The sequence below is a fragment of the Massilia sp. CCM 8734 genome, assembly GCF_011682155.1.
Taxonomy (GTDB): domain Bacteria; phylum Pseudomonadota; class Gammaproteobacteria; order Burkholderiales; family Burkholderiaceae_D; genus Telluria_A; species Telluria_A rubra.
Genome location: NZ_WHJI01000021.1, coordinates 1 through 20806, shown reverse-complemented (window position 1 = coordinate 20806; position 20806 = coordinate 1). Strand labels below are relative to the sequence as shown.

At 64.8% G+C, this 20806-nt stretch carries 18 protein-coding genes; 5 read left to right on the top strand and 13 right to left on the bottom strand.

The genetic code is table 11. The features are described from left to right. The first annotated feature begins 104 nt into the window (after positions 1-104). The gene (locus tag F2P46_RS19410; RefSeq protein WP_166893172.1) at positions 105-713 is read left to right on the top strand and encodes a TetR family transcriptional regulator; all 609 of its coding nucleotides are present in this window, start codon (positions 105-107) and stop codon (positions 711-713) included. On the opposite strand, the gene F2P46_RS19405 is transcribed toward F2P46_RS19410, so the two are convergent. From F2P46_RS19405 to F2P46_RS19365, 9 genes are all read right to left on the bottom strand, one after another. Next, positions 710-1210, bottom strand: a complete 501-nt coding sequence (locus F2P46_RS19405; RefSeq protein WP_166893170.1) for a hypothetical protein — start codon at positions 1208-1210, stop codon at positions 710-712. The genes F2P46_RS19410 and F2P46_RS19405 overlap by 4 nt on opposite strands. After that, the gene (locus F2P46_RS19400) at positions 1207-2385 is read right to left on the bottom strand and encodes a hybrid sensor histidine kinase/response regulator (RefSeq protein ID WP_166893168.1); all 1179 of its coding nucleotides are present in this window, start codon (positions 2383-2385) and stop codon (positions 1207-1209) included. The genes F2P46_RS19405 and F2P46_RS19400 overlap by 4 nt, the downstream gene beginning before the upstream one ends. Beyond that, positions 2382-2996, bottom strand: a complete 615-nt coding sequence (locus tag F2P46_RS19395) for a chemotaxis protein CheB (RefSeq protein WP_166893166.1) — start codon at positions 2994-2996, stop codon at positions 2382-2384. The genes F2P46_RS19400 and F2P46_RS19395 overlap by 4 nt, the downstream gene beginning before the upstream one ends. After that, on the bottom strand, positions 2993-3820 hold the full coding sequence (locus F2P46_RS19390) for a CheR family methyltransferase (protein WP_166893164.1): 828 nt from the start codon (positions 3818-3820) through the stop codon (positions 2993-2995). The genes F2P46_RS19395 and F2P46_RS19390 overlap by 4 nt, the downstream gene beginning before the upstream one ends. Then, the gene (locus tag F2P46_RS19385) at positions 3820-7287 is read right to left on the bottom strand and encodes a response regulator (protein WP_166893162.1); all 3468 of its coding nucleotides are present in this window, start codon (positions 7285-7287) and stop codon (positions 3820-3822) included. The genes F2P46_RS19390 and F2P46_RS19385 overlap by 1 nt, the downstream gene beginning before the upstream one ends. A gap of 188 nt (positions 7288-7475) precedes the next feature. After that, positions 7476-11042, bottom strand: coding sequence for a M1 family aminopeptidase (locus tag F2P46_RS19380; RefSeq protein WP_166893160.1), 3567 nt, complete (start codon positions 11040-11042; stop codon positions 7476-7478). Between the two features lie 11 nt (positions 11043-11053). Beyond that, positions 11054-11944 (bottom strand): ABC transporter ATP-binding protein, encoded by an 891-nt coding sequence (locus F2P46_RS19375; RefSeq protein WP_166893158.1) that lies wholly within the window; start codon positions 11942-11944, stop codon positions 11054-11056. Positions 11945-12271: 327 nt separating this feature from the next. Beyond that, positions 12272-13468 (bottom strand): ABC transporter permease, encoded by a 1197-nt coding sequence (locus F2P46_RS19370; RefSeq protein WP_166893156.1) that lies wholly within the window; start codon positions 13466-13468, stop codon positions 12272-12274. A 3-nt stretch (positions 13469-13471) separates the two neighbouring features. After that, positions 13472-14251 carry an ATP-binding cassette domain-containing protein gene (locus F2P46_RS19365; protein ID WP_166893154.1) on the bottom strand — a complete coding sequence of 260 codons (780 nt, stop codon included), beginning with the start codon at positions 14249-14251 and terminating at the stop codon, positions 13472-13474. Positions 14252-14349: 98 nt separating this feature from the next. On the opposite strand from F2P46_RS19365, the gene F2P46_RS19360 reads away from it, so the two are divergent. Together F2P46_RS19360 and coq7 are read left to right on the top strand one after the other, a co-directional pair. Next, positions 14350-14817 (top strand): hypothetical protein, encoded by a 468-nt coding sequence (locus F2P46_RS19360; protein ID WP_166893152.1) that lies wholly within the window; start codon positions 14350-14352, stop codon positions 14815-14817. Between the two features lie 28 nt (positions 14818-14845). After that, positions 14846-15490, top strand: coding sequence for a 2-polyprenyl-3-methyl-6-methoxy-1,4-benzoquinone monooxygenase (coq7, locus tag F2P46_RS19355; RefSeq protein WP_166893150.1), 645 nt, complete (start codon positions 14846-14848; stop codon positions 15488-15490). Positions 15491-15628: 138 nt separating this feature from the next. Here coq7 and F2P46_RS19350 read toward each other — a convergent pair whose 3' ends face one another. The 4 genes from F2P46_RS19350 to F2P46_RS19335 form a co-directional block, all read right to left on the bottom strand. Further along, positions 15629-16051, bottom strand: a complete 423-nt coding sequence (locus F2P46_RS19350; protein ID WP_166893148.1) for an OsmC family protein — start codon at positions 16049-16051, stop codon at positions 15629-15631. A gap of 66 nt (positions 16052-16117) precedes the next feature. Then, positions 16118-17302, bottom strand: a complete 1185-nt coding sequence (locus F2P46_RS19345) for an ABC transporter permease (RefSeq protein WP_166893146.1) — start codon at positions 17300-17302, stop codon at positions 16118-16120. Next, the gene (locus F2P46_RS19340) at positions 17299-18030 is read right to left on the bottom strand and encodes an ATP-binding cassette domain-containing protein (RefSeq protein WP_166893144.1); all 732 of its coding nucleotides are present in this window, start codon (positions 18028-18030) and stop codon (positions 17299-17301) included. Before F2P46_RS19340 ends, F2P46_RS19345 begins: the two co-directional genes overlap by 4 nt. 14 nt (positions 18031-18044) lie before the next feature. Next, the gene (locus F2P46_RS19335; RefSeq protein ID WP_166893142.1) at positions 18045-19451 is read right to left on the bottom strand and encodes an alpha/beta fold hydrolase; all 1407 of its coding nucleotides are present in this window, start codon (positions 19449-19451) and stop codon (positions 18045-18047) included. Positions 19452-19813: 362 nt separating this feature from the next. Between F2P46_RS19335 and rplM the strand changes: the two genes are divergently transcribed. Beyond that, complete coding sequence (gene rplM / locus F2P46_RS19330; RefSeq protein ID WP_054266289.1) at positions 19814-20248, top strand: 50S ribosomal protein L13; 435 nt, start codon at positions 19814-19816, stop codon at positions 20246-20248. 9 nt (positions 20249-20257) lie between these two features. Further along, positions 20258-20650: a 30S ribosomal protein S9 gene (gene rpsI, locus F2P46_RS19325; protein ID WP_054266290.1), complete on the top strand. Its 393-nt coding sequence runs from the start codon at positions 20258-20260 to the stop codon at positions 20648-20650. Positions 20651-20806 lie beyond the last annotated feature (156 nt).

Sequence of the window (20806 nt, the reverse complement as noted above, 5' to 3'; positions counted from 1 at the left end):
CCGTTCGATTGTTTGGTCGTTCACCCAATATTACTAGACTAACGAAAGCGGCCGGCAAAAACAAGTATAATTTGGTTGCTAAACCAATTTAAGTGAAATCACGCATGTCGAGAAAGTCCAATTCGGAACAGCGCCGCGCGCAGATCGTACAAGCCCTGATGGATACGATGGCCGAACATGGCTACGAAAAGGCCACGATCTTGCTGATCGCGCGCCGCGCGCAGCTCGCTCCCGGCCTGCTGCACTACCATTTTCACAGCAAAGCCGAGATCTTGCTGGCGCTGGTGCAGGCGCTTGCCGGGGCGGCCCGGCAGCGCTACCTTGCGCTGGCGCACAAGGCCACCAATGCCGACGAACGCCTGGCCGCGTACGTCGAAGCGCGCCTGGGCCTCGGCGAAGGGGCGGATGCGGGTGCGGTGGCGGCGTGGGTGGTGATCGGCGCGGAAGCGGTGCGCCAGAGCGAGGTGCGGGCGGCCTACCAGCACGCGGTCGATACCGAAATGGCGCTGCTGCGCGAACTGCTCTCGGCCAGCCTGGCCGCGCAGCGCAAAAGCACGGCCAACGTGGAGGCGCTGGCAGCGGCCTTGCTGGCGCTGATGGAAGGGACCTTTCAACTGGCCAGCGCGGCGCCGGCCAGCATGCCGGTGGGGTATGCGGCGCCGCTGGCCACGCAGCTTGTGCGGCGCTTTATCGACGCCGAGCCGCCGGCCTAATCGTCGCTGGCGCTCACGCGCCAGGCGCTTCCGGCCTCTGGCGGCAGCGCCACCGCGCCACCATCGCCCCTGGCGAAACCGCATTGCGCCATGCCGCCGGGATGGCCGTACGCCCATGCCGTCCATCCGGCGCCGCCGATCAGCCAGGCCAGCGCGCCGTCGTCACGCCGCAGCCGCTGCGCGCGCACCGGGCCGGCGTCGATGCGCACCCACAGTTCGCGGTAACTGCCGTCGATGCCAATTTCTTCCACCCTGTCGGCGCCGTCGAAGCGCATCGTTCCCGCATCGATCTCCGGGCCGAGCGGGGGAAAGGCAATCTCGGGATGCCATTCGCAGCGCGCGCCTTGCACCACGGTGACGCCGGCGAAGCCGCGCGAGTCGATGTGCCAGCGCGCCGACTGGAACCACAGCACCGGCGTGGTGGTGTCGCTGCTGCCGTCAGTGCGCCAGATGCCTTCGCGCCGCCACAGGCCCCGGTACGGGGCCGGCACCATCATGCGTGCGATCCGGCCAGCGGCAAGGCCAGGCGGAACGCTGCGCCTTCATTCGGCGCGCTCTCGACATCGAGCGTGCCGTCGTGCGACTCGGCCAGCTGGCGCGCGATGTACAGGCCCAGTCCCAGGCCCTCGCGCACATCTTTGGTGCCGGCCCGTTCGAATGGCGCGAAGATGCGCAGCTGGTCTTCCGGCGCGATCCCCACGCCCTGGTCGCGCACCACGATCCAGGCATGCGCGCCGCGTACTTCCAGGCTGATTTTCACCGGCTTGCTGCCGCCGTAGCGCAGCGCGTTGGTGAGCAGGTTGATGATGATCTGTTCGACCCGGAATTCGTCCCACACGCCGGCCACCGGTTCGGGCGCGTGCAGCTCGATGGTGCCGCCGGCGGCCTCGGTGCGCTGCGCCAGGTCGCTGACGATCCGCGAAAGCAGCGCCGAGAGCTCGGTTTCGGCCGGGCGGATCGACAGCTTGCCGCTGCGGATGCGCGAGACGTCCACCATGTCGTTGATCAGGCGGATCATGCTCTGGATCTGGCGTCCGTCGCGCGCCACCATCTTGCGCATGTTCTCTTCGCTGAAGGCGGCCATGTTGCCCTTATCGAGCTGCATGCCGCGCAATTGCGTCTCCAAAAACAGGGTGTTGAGCGGCGTGCGCAGTTCGTGCGCGACCATCGACATGAAGTCGTCGCGCATCTTCACCGCGCGTTCCAGTTCGACCTGGGTGGCGCGCAGCTCGCGCCGGCTCTCTTCCAGTTCGGCCACCTGGCGCTTGACCTCATTGCGCTGCTGGCACAGGGCCACGAACACGTTGACCTTGCTCTTGACGGCCGCGATGTCGAGCGGCTTGTAGAGAAAGTCGACGGCGCCCGTTTCATATCCCTTGAAGGCGTAATTGAGTTCGCGCCCGGCCGCGCTGACGAACACGATCGGCACGTTGCGCGTGCGTTCGGTGCCGCGCATCAGTTCCGCCAGTTCGATGCCGTCCATCCCCGGCATCATGACGTCGAGGATGGCCAGCGCGAAGTCGTGTTCGAGCAGCAGCGACAGCGCCGCCTCGCCCGAATTGGCCTGGTAGATGATGCGGTCGTCCTGTTCGATGATCTTGCTCAGCGCGAGCAGGTTCTCGGGCAGGTCGTCGACGATCAGGAGCTTGATTTTTTGTTGGTAGCTCTTCATTGGTTCTCCATCATCGCGGTCATCAGCGCGCCGATCGCGGGTACGGGCAGTACGGCGTCGGGGGCGCGCAGCCGGATCGCGGCCAGCGGCATGGTGGCGATCTCGGCGTCTTTAGGGTCCTGCACCACGGTCAGGCCGCCGCAGGCGCCAATACGCGCCATGCCGGCGGCGCCGTCGGCGCTGGCGCCGGTGAGCAAAATGCCGGCCAGGCGCTTGCCCCAGGCGTCGGCGGCCGACTCCATCAGGATGTCGATCGCAGGGCGCGAGAAATGTACCGGGTCTTCCTGGCTCAGCGAAAAACTGAAGTCGCGCTCGACCGACAGGTGGTAGCCGGGCGGGGCGAAATAGACGGTGCCCGGCGCCACGTTCATCTTGTCGTCGGCCTGGCGCACCGGCATCGCCAGGCGCTGCTGGAAGACTTCGGCCAGGCGGCTGTCGCGGTCGTCCGGCAGGTGCAGCACCACCGTCACCGAAAAGGCGAAGTTCTTCGGCAGCGCCGGCAAAATGCGCAGCAGGGCGTCGATGCCGCCGGCCGAGGCGCCGATCACCACCGCGTCGATGGTGCGCCCGGCCAGCAGATCCGCGTAGAAATTCGCATGGACGGCGCTCATGGCGCCACCTTGCGGAACACCCGCTCGGCCTTGACCAGCGGTTCGAACGCGTCCGCGTGCGACGAGAAATCGAGGCTTTCCTTGCTGCCCAGGCCCAGAAAGCCGCGGTGGCACAGGGACTCGTGGAACAGGCCCAGGGCGCGGTCCTGCAGCTTGCGGTTAAAGTAAATCATCACGTTGCGGCAGCTGATCAAATGGGTTTCGGAGAACACGCTGTCGGTCGCCAGGCTATGGTCGGCGAAGATGACGTTTTCCACCAGGCCGCGGTCGAACAGGGCGCCGTCGTAGGCGGCCGTGTAGTAATCGGAAAACGCCGCGCGCCCGCCGCCCATCTGGTAACTGGCGGTGTAGGCGCGCATGCGGTCAAGCGCGAACACGCCCTTGCGCGCCCGTTCGAGGGAATGCGGGTTGATGTCGGTGGCGTAGATGATGGAGCGCTCCAGCAGTCCTTCTTCCTTGAGCAAGATCGCCATCGAATAGATTTCTTCGCCGGTGCTGCAACCGGCGATCCAGATCTTCAGCGACGGATAGGTGCGCAGGTGCGGCACCACATGCTCGCGCAGGGCCTGGAAGTACGACGGATCGCGGAACATCTCGCTGGTCGGAATGGTCAGGTACTGCAACAGCTGCATGAAGGCGTCCGGGTCGTGCAGCACGCGCGACTGCAGTTCCGAGATGCTGGCGCAGTCCATCTGGTGCAGCGCATGATGCACGCGGCGCTTTTGCGAGGCGCCCGAGTAGTCGCGGAAGTCGTAGCTGTACTTCAGATAAATCGCTTCCATCAGCAGGCGCAGCTCGATGGTGATGCTGTCCGGTGCATTCATCAGAGTCGCTCCATGCTCGGCAGCCAGACCCGCAGCAGCGAGTACAGGCGGTCAAGGTCGATCGGCTTGGCCAGGTAGTCGGAGGCGCCGGCCTTCATGCACTGTTCCTGGTCGTCCTTCATGGCCTTGGCGGTGATGGCGATCACCGGCAGCTTGGCAAAGCGCGGGTCGGCGCGCAGGCGGCGCGTCGCTTCCAGGCCGTCCATGCCCGGCATCATCACGTCCATCAGCACCAGGTCGATGTCGGCAATCTGGTCGAGCCGTTCGAGCGCTTCGAAGCCGTTGCGGCCGACTTCGACGATGATGCCTTTCTGTTCCAGCGCGCTGGTGAGCGAGAAGATGTTGCGCACGTCGTCGTCGACCAGCAGGATGCGGCGGCCGTCGAACACGCGGTCGCGGCTGCGCACGGTTTTCAGCATGCTCTGGCGCTCGACCGACATTTGCGATTCGACCTTGTGCAGGAACAGCGTGACTTCGTCGAGCAGGCGCTCGGGCGAACGCGCACCCTTGATGATGATCGAGCGCGAATATTTAAGGAGTTCGGCTTCTTCGGCGCGCGTCAGGTTGCGCCCCGTGTAGACGATCACCGGCGGGAAGGAGACGATTTCCTCGGCCGCCATCTTGCGCAGCAGGTCATGGCCCTGCATGTCGGGCAGCTTCAGGTCGATGATCATGCAGTCGTAGACCGACGCGCGCAGCAGCGCCAGCGCTTCTTCGCCGGTGGCCACGGCGGTGATCTCGACATCGGCGTCGTCGATCAGGTGCACCACGCTTTCGCGCTGGCGCTCGTCGTCCTCGACCAGCAGCACGCGCTTCATTTTCTGGGTAAATTTGCCTTCCAGCGTCTGGAACACTTGTTTCAGGCGGTCGCGCGTGGCCGGCTTGATCACATAGCCGATCGCGCCCAGCTGCATGGCCGCTTCGGCGCGGTCGTTGGCCGAGACGATGTGCACCGGGATGTGGCGCGCGCGCGGATTGTCCTTGAGCTTTTGCAGCACGTCCAGGCCGGAGCCGTCGGGCAGGCCCAGGTCGAGCAGGATGGCGTCGGGCAGGAATTCGTTGGCGGCCTGCAGGCCATCGGCGGCGCTGTGCGCGACCAGGCAGCGGTAGTGCATTTCGTGCGCCAGGTCGAACAGGATGCGTGCGAACGTGACGTCGTCTTCGATCACCAGCACGCTGCGCCCGGTCGCCACGGTGTGGCCGCGGTCATCGGCGAACACCGGCGCGCGCACGGCCGGCGCTTGCGCCGCCGCTGGCGAGAGCGAGGTGCGCGGCGCCGCTGGCGCCGTCGTGGCGAGCGTTTGCGGCAGGCCCGGGGTGCTGGCCGGCAGCGCGCCTGGTAACAGCAGGGTGAAGGTGCTGCCCTGGCCGGGCGAGCTGGCGATCACGATCGAGCCGCCCAGCAGGGCCGCCAGGTCGCGCGAGATCGACAGGCCCAGGCCCGTGCCGCCGTAGCGCCGGCTGGTAGTGCCGTCGGCCTGGCGGAAGGCTTCGAAGATGATCGCGTGCTGGTCGGCGGCGATGCCGATGCCCGAGTCGCGCACCACAAAGGCCAGCATGGCGTCGGGACGCGCTTCGATGGTCAGCGAAACCTCGCCGGCGTCGGTGAACTTGATCGCGTTCGACAGCAGGTTCCTGAGGATCTGCTGCAGGCGCTGGGCGTCGCTGTGCAGCGTGAGCGGCGCGCCGGCCGCAACCTGCGACGTGAACGTCAGCCGCTTCTGGCCGGCCAGCGGCGCAAACGTGTGGCGCATGGCGTCGGCCAGGTCGGTCAGGGCGATATCTTCCGGCGTCAGTTCGAGCTTGCCCGCTTCGACCTTGGAGATGTCGAGGATATCGTTGATCAGGTTGAGCAGGTCGTTGCCGGCCGCGTAAATGGTGTTGGCGAACTGGATCTGCTCCGGCTCCAGGTTGCCTTTGGCGTTTTCGGACAAGAGCTTGGACAGGATCAGGGAGCTGTTGAGCGGGGTGCGCAGTTCGTGCGACATATTCGCCAGGAACTCGGACTTGTATTTGCTGGCGCGCTGCAGGTCGAGCGCGCGCTCTTCGAGTTCGTGCTGGATCACGCCCAGGGCGCCGTTCTTTTCATCGAGCGCGTTGGCCTGTTCGGCCAGGCGGTCGTTGGTCTGTTCCAGTTCGGCCTTCTGGTTCTCGAGGATGGTCTGGGATTCTTCCAGCACGCGCGACTGCTCTTCGAGTTCCTCGTTGGCGGTGCGCAGTTCCTCCTGCTGCACCTGGAGTTCTTCGTTGAGCTGCTGGGTTTCGGCCAGCGCGTCGTGCAGGCGGCGGCGCGCCAGCGCCGCTTCGATGGCGCGGCCGATGTTCGGCGCGACCAGTTCCAGGAACTCCAGGTCGCGCTTGCGCGGCTCGTTGAGAAAGCCGAATTCGGCCACGCCGTTGGGCGCGCCGTCGTTATCGAGCGGGATCAGGACCAGGTGGCGCGGGCTGCCGCTGCCAATGCCGGAGGTCACCTTCAGGTAGTGGTCGGGCAGGTTGCCCATCACGATCGGGCGCTTGGACAGCAAGGTCTGGCCGACCAGGGTGTCGGCGCCGTTGTAGCGCACTTCGCGCTCGCGTTCTTCGCGGCTCATGCCGTACCCGGCGATGCGGCGCAGGCTGCCGTCTTCGTCGCGCGCGTACAGGGCGGCCACGGCCGCGCCGGTGTATTCCGACATGAAATCGAGCGTGGCGCGCCCGAGGCTCGGCAGGCTGTTGTGCCCGATGCTGCGTTCGGCCAGCTGGGTTTGCCCGCTGCGCTGCCAGGCCTGGCGTTCCAGCGCTTCGCCGTGGGTGCGGTGCTGGTCGATGGCGTCGCCGAACACCTCCGACAGGCGCATCAGCTCGCGCCGGCCGAAATAGGCAAGCAGGCCCGACAGAAGGAGGCTGACCAGCAGGTACAGGGCCACGCCCCAGCGGGTGACGCTCTGGGCGCTGTCGCTACGCTGCTTGAGCAGGCGCTGTTCGACCGCCAGGAACTCGTTGAAGGTGGTGCGGATTTCGTCGAAGGCGACCTTGCCGCGCCCGCTGCGCACCAGCGTAATGACGTCGCTGTTGGCGCGCCGCAGGGCGATCGCATTGTTGGCGTAGAGCTCCCACTGCTCCTGCATGGCCGCAATCTGGCGCAGGCGCGCGACCTGGGGCGGATTGTCCGACACCAGCTTGGTCAGCGCTTCCATGGTGGCGGCGGCTTTGCCTTTCGACAGCGTGTAAGGGGCGAGGAAGGCTTCGTCGTTGCTCAGCAAATAGCCGCGCAAGCCCGATTCCTGGTCGACCGACAGCTTGGCCGCTTCATTGGCGTGGCCGATGACTTTTTCGCTGTGTTCCACCATGCTCAGGACCGACAGGAGGTAAGAAATGACGGCGACAAAAATGAGCGCACTGCCGACGCCTATCGCCAGCGGCAACGCGACGTTGCGGGCGAGGATACGGCGAAAGCTGGTCTGGTCGATCGTTTTTGCGCTGGGCATGCTAGCTTCCACGGAAAAGGTGGAAGTTTATACGAAAAGAAATATTTGTCGCGCAAGATTCGGGATGGACCTTGTACAACTGTTAGTACTGCTGCAAGCCCGTGCGCGCAAAGTGAGCGGTGTTTGAGCGGTGTTGTTTCCGCAATTGAACGATCCTGTCGCTCAATTGCGGACAGGTAGCGGCGTGGCTACTGCTCCACCTCGATCATATTATCGCCCGGCTTGCGGTCGATCAGCTTGTTATCCGGATCGATTCCCGCCTTGTACGGTCGCGTGCCCACCACCATGGTCACGCTGACGGTATTGCGCTCGACCACGCGCCGTTCGCGCAGCAGTGGCTTGCCATCCTTGTCGTCGACGCCGAACTCGATCACGTCTTTCAACGGCGCTTCGGTCTCGTCGCCGAGCTTGCCGGCGCGCTGCTTGACGACGCTGGCGCGCACCAGCACCTCGTACCTGCCGTCCGCGCGCCTGGTCGCGCTGGCGCTGGTGGCGCGGTTTTCATACAGCACGATATGGTCGAACAAGTCGTCGATCAGGTAGGCATGCTCGGGCGGGGTGGCGCGGCGCAAGGCGTCGGTCAGCGCCAGCACGCTCGGATACGGCGCGCCGTGGAAGGCGTGGCTGGTGAGCAGCTCGTGCAGCACGGCGTTGACCTTCGCTTCGCCCAGCACATCCTGCAGCAGGTACATGGCCAGCGCGCCCTTGTGGTAATGGATGTAGCTCTGGTTTTCGTTCTGTGCCAGCGGCAACTCGTACTTGGTTTCGACCGCCCGCCCTATCAGGTATTTGTCGAGGTTGTAGCGCAGGAAGCGGCGCATGCGTTCCGGGCCGACGTGCTGCTTCATCACCATCAGGGCCGCGTACTCGGACAGGGTTTCGCTCAGCACCGTGGCGCCGCGCGTGTTCGACGGCACCAGCTGGTGTCCCCACCACTGGTGCGCCACTTCATGCGCGGCCACGTAGAAGGGGTAATCGATATCCTTGGGATGCTTGTCGTCGACCCGGGCGATGAAGCCGGCGCTCTCGGAAAACGGGATCGTGCCGGGAAACGACTGGGCGAACGCGGCGTAGCGCGGAAACTCGATCACGCGCAGCACCTTGTGCTGGTAGGGGCTGAAATGCTTCGCGTTGTATTCGAGCCCGGCCTTGACGCCGCGGATCATGCGCTCGACGTTGAAGTCGTGTCCGGGATGGTAAAACACGTCGATCGTCACATCCTGCCAGCGGTCGTGCCGGACTTCATAGCGGGCCGACTGGAAGGCGTAGAAGTTGAGGATCGGCTTGTCCATGCGGTAATGGAAGTAGCGCCGCCCGGCCGACATCCATTCCTTTTCCAGGGTGCCGGGAGCGATCGCGATCTGGTCCGGGCTGGTGCTGATGACGGCGTTGAAATCGATCCAGTCGGCATCCTGGCCCAGGTAGTTGTTCGCCAGGCCGACCGGATCGAGCGGCGAACGCAGCGGCGCGTGCGGCCCCAGGCCGTGGCGCTTGCGGTCGCGGTCGTTCTCGAGCTCGGCCGCTGCCTGGTAGCCGATGCGCGGCAGCTGGCTATTGTTGAAGAAGGTGCCGTTGGTGAGCACCGGGGTGTCCGATTCCAGGCCGAGGATGCCGCGCGCTTCGAACTCGACATCGAATTCGAGCGCCAGGCGCTGCCCCGGCAGCAACGGTGTGCTCAGCTGGTAGCCGTAAAAGCCGCGCTCGCGGTCGCTCACCAGCGGGGTGATTTTCTGGCCGAAGCGCACTTTCAGGCTGGACAGGCGGTCCTGGCTGAGGAATACCCGGTCGATCGGACCCGTGCCCTTGTTGTCGAGCTGGTAGACGCCGGTCACCGTCAGGCGCCGCTGTTCGGGCACGATCGCCACTTTCAGGTCGACCGCGCTGATGCGCGGCTGGGCCAGCGCCGCATATTTCTTGTAGCGCAGTTCGTACTGGGCGCGGCCCTGGTCTTTTTGCCAGGCGGTCTGGTAGTCGCCTTCGATGTGCAGGTTGTAGAAGAGGATCGCACCGCTGCCGAGGAACAGCGCCAGAGCGGCGCCGAAGGTGGCCAGCACCGGCAGGCTCAGGTTGCGGCGCGCCAGCTGGATCCGGCTGCCCAGTTCGGCGTTGAAGCCGCGCGGCCAGAACACCAGCGAGGCCACCAGCAGCATCAGCGCCGCGCCGCCCCAGTACAGCTCGAACCAGCGTTCGCGCACCAGGAAGTGGCCGTAGCCGTTCATGTCGGAATACATGAAGGAGGGCGAGGTGCCGTACAGCAGCATCGGATGGTCGAGGCCGAGCGAGCCGAAGGTGATCGTGGCGAAGTAGTACAAGATCATGGCGAAGTAGGCCAGGTACTTCTGGTTGATCAGCACCTGCAGCGCGATCGCCAGCACCGCCACCAGCACGTATTGCGGCAGCTGGATCAGGAACAGGCTTTGCAGGTACAGGCCGACGTCGATGGCGAAGTAGCCGCGGAACAGCTGGATCAGCATGCCGGAAATCATCACCAGCACCAGCATCAGCACTTGCAGGCCGACCAGGGCGAACAGCTTGGAGAGCATCGGCAGCCAGCTCGGCAGCGGCAGGGCGTCGAGCATCTGGCCGACCCGCGCTTCGCGTTCGCGCCAGACCAGCTCGCCCGCGTAAAAGGTGGTGACGACCAGCATGAACAGCGAAAACGCGGCGCTGATCAGTTCCAGCACCTGGTAGGTGACGGGATAGGTGTTGGTGCCGTACAGGGAGCCGAGGTTGATCGAGGCGCCGAACACGGCCAGCACGCCGGCCAGGGCGATCACGGCGAAATACACATCCTTGACCGATTCGCGAAAGTTGAGCCAGCTCGACTTGAGCAGCAACAGGGCCAGGCTGCGGCCCAGGAAGTCGGGCGCCTCCTGGGTTGCCGTGGCCACGCTGGACAGGCGCGGGGCGGCCTCGCCTTCCGCGCGCCCGGCCGGGCGGGCGTCGGCGCCGCCGATGAAGTGGAAGCGCCAGTAACCGAGCAGCAGCACCACCAGCGCGAAGCCGCACCACAGCGCGCGGTTGAGCAGGTACACGCCGTCGAAGGGAATCGCGCGACTGTTGCGCTCGGCGATGGTCCAGTATTCGGTGATGCGGATCAGGGCGGTGGTGCCGAAGGGGTCGATCAGCGCGGCCAGGGTTTTGTAGTCGAGGTCGCGCGCCAGCGAGGGCGCCACGATGTAGCCGATCATCATCACCACGCTGGCCACGTACACCGGCAGCATGCGCCGCGTCAGCGCGGCCAGCACGAAGAAGATGGCGCCGAAGATGAAGATGTTGGGGAGCGTCAGGAACAGGTAGGGCCGCAGGTACATCCAGGTCCCGGACGGCCCCAGCCGGTCGGCTTCGATGCCGGGAATGTAGGTCCCCAGCCAGGCGCCCAGCACGATGCTCGAAAACACCACCGCCAGGGTCAGCGCGGCCCCGAAAAAGCGCCCGAACACGTAATCGTGCTTGGCGATCGGCGCGCTGAAGAAGAAGTGGTGCATGTCGTACTCAAAATCCTGCTGCACCGAGCGGCCCATCATGGCGGCCATCACGATCACGCCCAGGCAGCCGAGGAAGGCGACGGTCAGCGAGATCGAGCGCGGGGCGTTGATGAACAGGCGCCCGCCGAAGGTGATCTGGGCTTCCTTGAAGACCCCGCCGGCGGCGGCCATCCACAGCAGCGCCAGCGCGAAAAACATGCCGAAGTAGACCCAGGTCGAGAGCAGCTTGAGCCGCTGGCGCGCTTCGAACAGTGCGATTGCCAACATGGACGCCACCTTCAACAGTTGCTGGCCGCGACGTGGCGTCCGGCGATGGTGGCGAAGTAGACATCGTCGAGGTCGCCGGCGGCCGGCTCGAAGCCCTCGCCCGGATCTTGCTCTGAATACACGTGAATCAGGGTGCGGCCGGTCAGCAGGCGGGTCGAGATCACCGCGTGTTCTTGCTGGAAATGGGCCAGTTCGTGCTTGGCGACGAAGCGCGCCCAGATCTTGCCATCGATATCGTCGATCAGCTTTTGCGGCTCGCCGCACAGCAGCACGTGGCCTTTGTTGATGATCGCCATATTGGCGCACAGGTCGGACACGTCGGAGACGATGTGGGTCGAGAGCAAGACGGTCTTGTCGTCGCCGATGTCGGAGAGCAGGTTGTGGAAACGCACCCGTTCCTGCGGGTCGAGGCCGGCGGTCGGTTCATCGACGATGATCAGTTGCGGGTCGCCCAGCAGGGCCTGGGCGATGCCGAAGCGCTGGCGCATGCCGCCGGAAAAGGTGCCGAGGCGCTGGTTGCGCACTTCGAACAGATTGGTTTGCTGCAACAGGCCATCGACCACTTCCCGGCGCCGGGTGCGCTGCGACAGGCCCTTGAGGACGGCGAAATGGTCGAGCAGTTCGTAGGCCGTGACCTTGGGGTACAGCCCGAAGTCCTGGGGCAGGTAGCCGAGCAGGCGGCGGATATCGTCCTTGTCGTCGAGCACGTCGAGGTCGCCGAAGAAGACCGAGCCGGCGTCGCACTCCTGCAAGGTGGCGAGGGTACGCATCAGGGTCGACTTGCCCGCCCCGTTCGGGCCGAGCAGGCCGAACATCCCGCTGGGGATGGTGAGGGTAACTTTATCCAAGGCAACTACGCCATTGGCGTAGGTCTTGGATAAATTCCTGATGCGTAATTCCATGCCTGACTCCTGATACGGTCGCTGTGCGTACGTTCGGCGGGTAGCCGGGTGCACTTCTAGAGTTGCATTGTATAAAATTTGAGTGGACACGGGCCGCCTGTTGCGACGCGCGGCGTTTTGATGGGTTCAGATTGCACGATTGGGGGAGTGGGGTGAGTGCGGGCGTCTGCGCCGTCGCCCCCGCGCAGGCGGGGGCCCAAGCTCGCTCGTCTGCCCGCGACTGAACCGACAAGCTTGGGTTCCCGCCTGCGCGGGAACGACGGTGTTGAAGCTGGCGAAAAATACGCTTGACTTAACGCCAACAGGGTCTGTTCCCGGCTCTGCAACTTAACTCCGAAACAACACCTCCTCCCGGTTGAACCACCACCTGCACCATGCCAGCAGCGCCCCCGCAATCAGGGTGGTGGAGAGCAAAATCGCCGAAAACATGCGGTAATCCATGGTCCCCTTGACCAGTTCCTTCATGGCCAGCGACACATTGGTCAGCGGCACCATCGACCAGAACCAGTTCAGCTCCACCCCCGGCATCATGGCCACTACGATCGGTACGATCAACAGCATCATCAGCGGCGAAATCATGCCCGACGCTTCCTTGTAGCTCTTCGCGTAAATCGAAATCGACAGCAGGATCGAGGCAAAGATGGCCGCCGTCGGCACCAGCATCAGCGCCACCATCGCCAGGTCGCGCGCGCCGATCGCCCGCACCATCTGCGCCAGGCCGCCTTCGAGCGAGCCGCCGAACACGGCCAGCAGCAGTCCCATGCTGGCCACCATCAGCAGCGCCGACGTCAACCCCACCGTAAACAGCACCAGGAACTTGGCCAGCACCAGCGCCGTGCGCGAAATGGGCGCCAGCAGCAAGGTTTCCAGGGTGCCGCGCTCCTTCTCGCCGGCGCCGAGGTCGATAGCCGGGTACATCGCCGCCATCAGGCACACCATCAGCAGGATGTAGGGCAGAAAACCGCCCACCAGCGCGCCCATCCGCTCGCGCGTGCCGGCGGTGGACAGTTCTTCCAGCTCGATCGGATTGAGCGCAAAGCGCAGCTCGGCCCGGCTCATGTTCATGGCCGACAAGGCTTGCTCGCGCAGCGCCCCGTTGTGCGCCTCGATCACCGCCGCCACCCGTTTATGGGTCATGTCGAGCGCCACCGCGTTGTTGTAGTGCAAAGTGACGCGGGCCTGGCGGTGCGCCGCCATGGCCTCCTCGAAACCGGAGGGAACCACGATGGCGAAGGTGATGCGGTCGGTGTCGATGGCGGCCTTGATCGCGCCTTCATTGGCCAACGCCACCTCGCGCAAGCCTTTTTCGCGCTTGAAGCGCTCGCTCAGGCCCGGTGCATGCTCTTTGCCGAACACGGCGTAGGTCAGTTCCTTGTGCTGGGCTTTCTTGAAAATGGTCGACGACAGATAGGCCAGGCCGCCGAAAATCATCGGCATCGCGACGATCGGCAGCAGCAGGGTGAAGATGAAGGTCTTGCGGTCGCGCAGCAGTTCCAGTAATTCCTTGAAATACACGGTCCACATGGCTCAGCCTTCCTGGTTGACGATATGCACGAAGGCATCGTACAAATCGTGGCTGCCGCCCAGCTCGCGCAACTCGGCCACGCTGCCGTTGAAGGCGCTGCGGCCGTGGTTGATGATGCAGACCTTGTCGCACAGTTTTTCCACCTCGTGCAGGTGATGCGTGGAAAAGATCAGGGGAATGCGCAGCGCCTTGTAGCTGGCGATAAATTCGAGCAGCACACGCGCCGACATCACATCGAGCCCGGTGGTCGGTTCATCCAGGATCACCACCTGCGGCTCGTGCACCACGGTGCGGGCGATGGCGCATTTCTGCTTCATGCCGGTCGACAAATCATCGGCGCGCTTGTGGGCGTAGGCGTGCATGTCAAGTTGCTCGAACAAAGCGTCGCAGCGTTTTTTGAGGCGCTCCGGGGCCATGCCGTGCAGGCGCCCGAAATACTCGACATTTTCGCGCGCGCTCAAGCGTCCGTACAAACCGGTGCTGCCGGACAGGAAGCCGACGCGCTGGCGCGCCCGGATCGGATCGGCCACGATGTCGATATCGTCGATGAAGGCGCTGCCGGCGTCCGGGCGCAGGGCGGTCGAGAGGATGCGCAAGGTGGTGGTCTTGCCGGCCCCGTTCGGACCCAACAGGCCCAGCACTTCGCCGGGGGCGCAGGAAAAACTGACATCGCGCACCGCATGGAACCAGCCATCGCTCTCGCGCACGTCGCGCTGGCGCGCGCGCCGCTCCTTGTGTACCGTCGCGGCGAAGCGCTTGGCCAGGTGTTTCACCTCGATCATCGGGTTCCTTCTCTCAAAGCGTGAGGGTAGCAGCACAAATTGCCCGCCGCAAGCACGGCAGCCCGCCACAGCGGGTCGGAAATGTGGATAATGGGCCCATGGACAGTGCCATCAAAGAAAAAGTTCTTGCCGTCGCGAGCAGCGGGCGCAACGCGGCCGAGTGGACCGCGTACTTCCGCGTCACCCTCGGCCTGTACTACCTGGCCGGGCTGATGACGTCCGAAACCATCGATTTCAAGAAAGTCGACAGGGACTTCAACCAGTTCATTTACCATACCATCGGCAAGGGCCACACGATTACCAGCGTGCTGCAGTTCATGAGCGGGGCGAAAGTGGTGCCGGTGGTGTCCTCGAGCCGTTTTATCGCCGCCTTCGGCGCGCATTGCCCGGACGTGCCGTCCGACACCATCCCCTTTTTGTTGCAGCTGAACCTGGGCGTGGCGAAAAACATTTCCGGGATCGATCCCGGCGGGCCGCTGCTCGACTGGATCGAGGCCCAGGCGGCCCCGGTGGCGGGCCAGGGCGGCCCGGCAGCCGGCGACCCGGTGGGGCCGGACGTCCTATAATGGTGTTTTATCGCCACCGGGGCAGCGCATGTCAGCACAACGATCCATCCATCCACTCGACCAGCTGATCGTCAGCATGGACAAGGCCCTGCGCGTGATCGCGGGCGTGGCCTCGGCATCGCGACCGACCCCGGCGGCGCACGCGGACGACGGCCATCTCGATGATGCCGAACAGCGCCGCAGCGTTGGCCTGATGCGGGTCAACCACGTGGGCGAAGTGTGCGCGCAGGCGCTGTACAACTCGCAATCGCGCTTTGCCAAGAGCGAGGAGATGCGTGCGCAGTTCGCCGAAGCGGGGCGCGAGGAAGAAGATCACCTGGCGTGGACGGCCCAGCGGCTGGCCGAGCTCGGCTCGCGCCCGAGTTTGCTCAATCCCCTGTGGTATGCGGGCGCGTATGCGCTCGGCACGGTGGCGGCGCAACTGGGCGATGCGCGCAGTTTGGGATTCGTGGTCGAGACCGAGCGCCAGGTGGAGGCGCATCTGAACAGTCATCTCGACTTGCTGCCGGCGCAGGACGCCAAGTCGCGCGCGGTCGTGGACCAGATGCGGATCGACGAAATTGCGCACGGGGCGGCCGCGCAGGCGCTGGGCGCGGTGGCGGTGCCGCTGCCGGTACGCGGCGTGATGACGGCCATGGCAAAGGTGATGACGACGACCGCGTATTACGTTTAGTGTTCGCCCCACCTCCGTCGTCCCCGCGCAGGCGGGGACCCAAGTTCGTTCCGTTGCCACCGGCAGATCAGCAAACTTGGGTTCCCGCCTGCGCGGGAACGACGGCTAAACGGCTAAACGGCTAAACGGCTAAACGGCTCAGCCTTCCACAATCTCAAACGAATGCGTGATCTCGGCCATCTTGGCCAGCATGATCGACGCCGAGCAGTATTTGTCGTGCGACAGGCTCACCGCGCGTTCCACCGTCCCCGGCTTCAAATTCTTCCCGGTCACGGTGAAGTGAAAATGAATCTTGGTAAACACCTTGGGATCGGTCTCGGCGCGCTCGGCCTTGAGCGTCACGTCGCAGCCGCGCACATCTTCCCGGCCGCGCTTGAGAATAAGCACCACGTCATACGCCGTGCATCCACCGGTTCCCAGTAACACCATTTCCATCGGCCGCGGCGCCAGGTTGTGGCCGCCGCCTTCGGGTGCGCCATCCATGCTGACCATGTGGCCCGACCCCGTTTGCGCCCGAAAACTCATGCCCGACGGGCCGTTCCAGCTGACTGTGACTTCCATTTCATTCTCCGATGAGTGCGTTCCCGACCTATTGTAATGGAGCCGCGCCAGCCTTGCCCGCCAGCCCTACACCGACAGCACGTAGCGCTCGCTCTTCATGCGCCAGCTGGCGAACGCCACCGCGCCCAGCGCCGGCAGCATCGAACTCAAAAAGGTCAGCAAAAACGGCAGCACGCCCAGTTCCTGCCCCTTGGCCAGTTCGCGCAGCAGGGTCTGGTTCGACAGCATCGGCACCACATACATCCACATCGCCGTTTTCAATTCCAGCATCGACACCGCCAGGCCGGGCAGCATGGGGATCAGGGTCACCAGGCTGAGGATGCTCTGGGCTTCCTTGAACGAGCGCGCATTCATCGCCAGCGCAATATGCAGGCCGGCGGCCAGCAGCGACAACGGCAGGGTGGCCACGCACACCCACGCCAGCTGGGCCGAGGTGACGCGCCAGCTCATGCCGATTTCTTCCAGCGGCAGCCAGGACAGCACCGCGTGCGCCAGCGCCAGTTCCAGGGTGATGCCGATCACCGCCAGCGAACCGGCCGCCAGCCACTTGCCGGTGATCAGCGACCAGGGACTGGCCGGTTGCGCCATCAGCACTTCCAGCGAGCGCCGCTCGCGTTCGCCGGCGGTGCTGTCGACCGCCGCCGACAAACCGCAAATGAACGCCGGGAAAAACAGGAAGCCGAGAATCGCGCCGATCAGCCCGGCCGAGCGCGCCGCCGTGCTGCCGGTGTCGTAGCGCTGCAGGCGAATCGGCGTCATGATGGCGGGCGAGACCCCGTGCGCCAGCAGGCGCGCGCTGCTGATGCTCGAACTGTAGTTTTGCAGCACTTCCTCGACATCGCGCTGGCGCTGGCTGTTGTCGCTGGCCGAGTCGTACCACAGCTCGATACTGGCCGGGCGCATGGCCTGGTAGTGTTCGCCGAACTCGGGATCGAGGCGCAGCAGCCCGACCACCTTGCGCGCGCGCAGCAGCGCGCCGATGGCGTCTTCATCCATCTCCCCGGCCTCTTGCACGGTGATGTTCTTTTGCTTGAGCTGCGCCATCAGGTTCGGTGCGCGCGCTGCGCCGATCACGGCCAGTTCCATGCCCTCGCGTTCGGACTGGGTGGCGCGCTTGATCTGTTGGTTCAGCATGTAGCCGAGCATCAGCGGGTACATCAATGTGAACAGGGCCAGCAGGCCTAGCGCGCGCTTGTCGCGCAGCGTTTCCTTGAATTCCTTCAGAAAAACGATGAGGAAAGCCGGCTTCATGTCGAGATTCCTTCTTCGCCGACCAGGCTGACGAAGGCGTCTTCCAGGTTGCTGATGCCGGTGCGGCGGCACAGCTCCTGGGGCGAGCCCTGGGCCACCGTATGGCCCTTGGCGATGACGATCACGTCGTCGCACAGGTGCGTGACTTCCTGCATCACGTGGGTCGCCATGATCACGCAGCAACCTTCACGGCGCAGGGCGGCCAGCGCGGTGCGCAGGGCGCGCGTGCTCATCACGTCCAGGCCGCGGCTCGGTTCGTCGAGCAGCAGGTGGCGCGGTTGATGCAGCAGGGTGCGCGCCAGCGCCACCTTGATGCGCTGGCCTTGCGAAAACCCCTTGCCGCGCCGCTCCAGGATGTCGTGCATGACCAGCAGGTCGGCCACTTCGTCGATGCGGCGCTGGAGCGCGGGCAGGGTCATGCCGTTCAGTTCGCCGAAATAGGCCAGGTATTCGCGCGTGCTCAGGCGCTCGTACAGGCCGAACTGGTCGGTGAGGAAGCCGATATCCTTGCGCACCGCCATCGGATCGACGGCCGGATCGATGCCGCCGATGCTGATGCTGCCCTGGTCGCGCTTGAGCAGGCCGACCAGCAGGCGCAGCAGGGTGGTCTTGCCGGCGCCGTTCGGTCCCAGCAGGGCCGTGATCTGGCCGTCGGCGGCGGCGAAGCTGACCCCGCCCAGCGCTTGCAAGGCGCCGAATTGTTTTTTTACATCGTCTACGACAATCATCGTGGCCTCGGTGCTTAAGGGTGCGGACCGGCGCTGCCGACCTGGAAATTGGCGGCCGGGATTTCCCGCAGGCAGGCGGCGGCGACCTGCCTGGAGGGGGCGTCGAGAAACTCGCGCAGCAGGCGCGGCGCGCAGCCGAGCGAGGAGATGCCGTGCCCGGCATTAGCCACCACCAGGTGCTGGGCCTTGGGAATATGGCGCGCGGCGGCCTCGGCGCGGCGCGGCGGCGTGACCGGGTCGAGCGCGCCCGACAGCAGCAAGGCCGGCGCCAGGATCGGGGTCGGCGTGCGCCATGGCACGGCCGGCAGCTTGAGCGACTTGCACTGCTCCATCAACTGGCCGACCCGGCCGCTGCCGAGGAAGGAATTGTTGGCGTCCTCGGCCAGCAATTGCGGGGTCATGCGCGGATAGTCTTCGGCGCAGATCACCGCCATGTGCAGTACCAGCGCGGTGCCGCCTTCGCCGGCCAGGTCGGCGCCGACATTGCGGCGCGCCACGAACGGCGCCCAGCGGCCCTGCCAGGCGCTGTGGATCAGGAACGGCAGGCGGCGACCGTCGAGCGCCGAATACAGCACGTTGTGCACGGTGTTCAGGAAGCGCTCCTTGGTCATGCTCATCTGCAAAGGCTCGGCGGTGCGCGGATTGGGCAGGTTCAGTTGCACCGGCGTGGCGCTGACCCTGGCCAGCAGGCTGTTGAACTCGCTGCGCAGGGCGGGATATGCCTGGTTGCAGCCGGGGTCGGCCGCGCACTGGCGGAACAGGGTGTCGAGCGCGGCCTGGCCGTCGCGTCCGCCGGCCGGGATGATCTGGTCGGGCGCGGCCACGCCGTCGAGCAACAGGCTGCGCACGGCGTCGGGAAAGGCGCGCGCATAGGCCTGGGCCAGGCGCGTGCCGTAGGAGGCGCCCCAGACGTTGATGGTCCGGTAGCCGAGCGCCAGGCGCACTTGTTCGATGTCGCGCGCCGCGTTCTCGGTGGTGTAGGCCGCCAGCGGCGCGCGCACGCCGGCCAGGCAGCGGCGTATGGCGGCGTTCTGCTCGTCGTCGCTGAGGTTGTCGGGCAAGTCTTCCTCGTCGCAGTCGAGCTTGCCGGACAGGCCGGTGCCGCGCTGGTCGATGAAGACGATGTCGCGGGTGGCGCGCGCGCGCCGGAAAATGGAATAGAGCACCGGCAGCACGTCGCTGCCGGCCTGGCCGGGACCGCCCGCCAGCACGAACACGGGGTCGGGCCGCGCCGATTCGCGGAAAGCCGGGGCCACGGTGATGTGCAGGGGCAGGGAGGCGCCGGTTTTTTGCTGGTAGTCGAGCGGCACGTTCAAGGTGCTGCAGCGCAAGCCTTCCTCGGCGCCGGGCAGGTGGCAGATGCGCGCCGGCGGGAGCGCGTCGGCCAGGCAGGGTGCCGCCAGCGTCGACAGCAGGGACATCAATGAAGCGGCAAGGCAGTATTTCAATATCACGAGGTCTCCCGACGATAAGCGCTCAGACATAGTAGGTTGACATTGTTTCAGTGGTCAAGAAAGTTTTTCCCCGTCAATTAAATACGCGACTGTGGTGCAGTCTAGGGCGGGCTGCTCGCAGGCAATTTGCGATTTATCTAGGGATGGCGCCGATGTCATTTCGGCATCACCGGAACGGCGCTTGAAGGGCTTGACCCGGCTGTGGGAAGTGCGCTATAGTAGCCGGCTTTCCGTTTGCTCAGGAAAAGACAATAAGGCAGAGTCCGCGGGTAGGTCGAGCGGAACCACCATTTGAGCGATTTAATAAGTTTTATATTTAGGAAGTCAACATGAAAACTTTTTCCGCTAAGGGCCATGAAGTCCAGCGCGATTGGTTCGTGGTTGACGCGACGGATCTGATCCTCGGACGTGTTGCCAGCGAAGTGGCACTCCGGTTGCGCGGCAAACACAAACCCGAATTCACTCCTCACGTCGACACGGGCGATTTCATCGTCGTGATCAACGCAGGCAAACTGCGCGTGACCGGTACCAAGGCAACCGAGAAGACGTACTACCGTCACTCGGGCTACCCAGGTGGTATCTACGAAACCAACTTCAAGAAAATGCAAGAGCGTTTTCCTGGTCGCGCGCTTGAAAAAGCGGTCAAGGGCATGCTGCCTAAAGGCCCGCTTGGCTACGCCATGATCAAGAAGCTCAAAGTGTACGCGGAAGGTTCCCACCCGCACGCTGCCCAGCAACCTACAGCACTCGTGCTGTTCAAGTAAGGAGCTGACATGATCGGTAACTACAATTACGGCACCGGCCGTCGCAAGAGTGCAGTCGCTCGCGTCTTCATCAAAGTTGGCACCGGCCAAATCATCGTTAACGGCAAACCTGCCGCTGACTACTTCTCGCGCGAAACGGGCCTGATGGTCATCCGTCAACCGCTGGAACTGACCGGCAATGTCGAGCGTTTCGACATCAAGGTCAACGTTCACGGTGGTGGCGAGTCCGGCCAAGCTGGCGCGGTTCGTCACGGCATCACCCGTGCACTGATCGACTACGACGCATCGTTGAAGGGCGACCTGGCACGTGCCGGTTTCGTTACCCGCGATGCACGTGAAGTCGAGCGTAAAAAAGTTGGTCTGCGCAAAGCACGTCGCGCAAAGCAATTCTCGAAGCGTTAATTCGCCTCTGGCGCGCACTTCGGTGCGCCCCCTTCAAAAAAGCCGCCAACTGCGAAGTTGGCGGCTTTTTTGTTTCTGCATCCCGACCGGGGGTGGTGGGGGGGCCGCGGGGGGGCCGCCCGGGGGGGGGGGGGGGGGGGGGGGGGGGGGGGGGGG

What these genes read in the sequence shown, in the direction of transcription:
- F2P46_RS19410 (WP_166893172.1), top strand. Translation starts at nt 105, where the DNA reads ATGTCGAGAAAGTCCAATTCGGAACAGCGCCGCGCGCAGATCGTACAA.
- F2P46_RS19405 (WP_166893170.1), bottom strand. Translation starts at nt 1,210, where the DNA reads ATGATGGTGCCGGCCCCGTACCGGGGCCTGTGGCGGCGCGAAGGCATC.
- F2P46_RS19400 (WP_166893168.1), bottom strand. Translation starts at nt 2,385, where the DNA reads ATGAAGAGCTACCAACAAAAAATCAAGCTCCTGATCGTCGACGACCTG.
- F2P46_RS19395 (WP_166893166.1), bottom strand. Translation starts at nt 2,996, where the DNA reads ATGAGCGCCGTCCATGCGAATTTCTACGCGGATCTGCTGGCCGGGCGC.
- F2P46_RS19390 (WP_166893164.1), bottom strand. Translation starts at nt 3,820, where the DNA reads ATGAATGCACCGGACAGCATCACCATCGAGCTGCGCCTGCTGATGGAA.
- F2P46_RS19385 (WP_166893162.1), bottom strand. Translation starts at nt 7,287, where the DNA reads ATGCCCAGCGCAAAAACGATCGACCAGACCAGCTTTCGCCGTATCCTC.
- F2P46_RS19380 (WP_166893160.1), bottom strand. Translation starts at nt 11,042, where the DNA reads ATGTTGGCAATCGCACTGTTCGAAGCGCGCCAGCGGCTCAAGCTGCTC.
- F2P46_RS19375 (WP_166893158.1), bottom strand. Translation starts at nt 11,944, where the DNA reads ATGGAATTACGCATCAGGAATTTATCCAAGACCTACGCCAATGGCGTA.
- F2P46_RS19370 (WP_166893156.1), bottom strand. Translation starts at nt 13,468, where the DNA reads ATGTGGACCGTGTATTTCAAGGAATTACTGGAACTGCTGCGCGACCGC.
- F2P46_RS19365 (WP_166893154.1), bottom strand. Translation starts at nt 14,251, where the DNA reads ATGATCGAGGTGAAACACCTGGCCAAGCGCTTCGCCGCGACGGTACAC.
- F2P46_RS19360 (WP_166893152.1), top strand. Translation starts at nt 14,350, where the DNA reads ATGGACAGTGCCATCAAAGAAAAAGTTCTTGCCGTCGCGAGCAGCGGG.
- coq7 (WP_166893150.1), top strand. Translation starts at nt 14,846, where the DNA reads ATGTCAGCACAACGATCCATCCATCCACTCGACCAGCTGATCGTCAGC.
- F2P46_RS19350 (WP_166893148.1), bottom strand. Translation starts at nt 16,051, where the DNA reads ATGGAAGTCACAGTCAGCTGGAACGGCCCGTCGGGCATGAGTTTTCGG.
- F2P46_RS19345 (WP_166893146.1), bottom strand. Translation starts at nt 17,302, where the DNA reads ATGAAGCCGGCTTTCCTCATCGTTTTTCTGAAGGAATTCAAGGAAACG.
- F2P46_RS19340 (WP_166893144.1), bottom strand. Translation starts at nt 18,030, where the DNA reads ATGATTGTCGTAGACGATGTAAAAAAACAATTCGGCGCCTTGCAAGCG.
- F2P46_RS19335 (WP_166893142.1), bottom strand. Translation starts at nt 19,451, where the DNA reads ATGTCCCTGCTGTCGACGCTGGCGGCACCCTGCCTGGCCGACGCGCTC.
- rplM (WP_054266289.1), top strand. Translation starts at nt 19,814, where the DNA reads ATGAAAACTTTTTCCGCTAAGGGCCATGAAGTCCAGCGCGATTGGTTC.
- rpsI (WP_054266290.1), top strand. Translation starts at nt 20,258, where the DNA reads ATGATCGGTAACTACAATTACGGCACCGGCCGTCGCAAGAGTGCAGTC.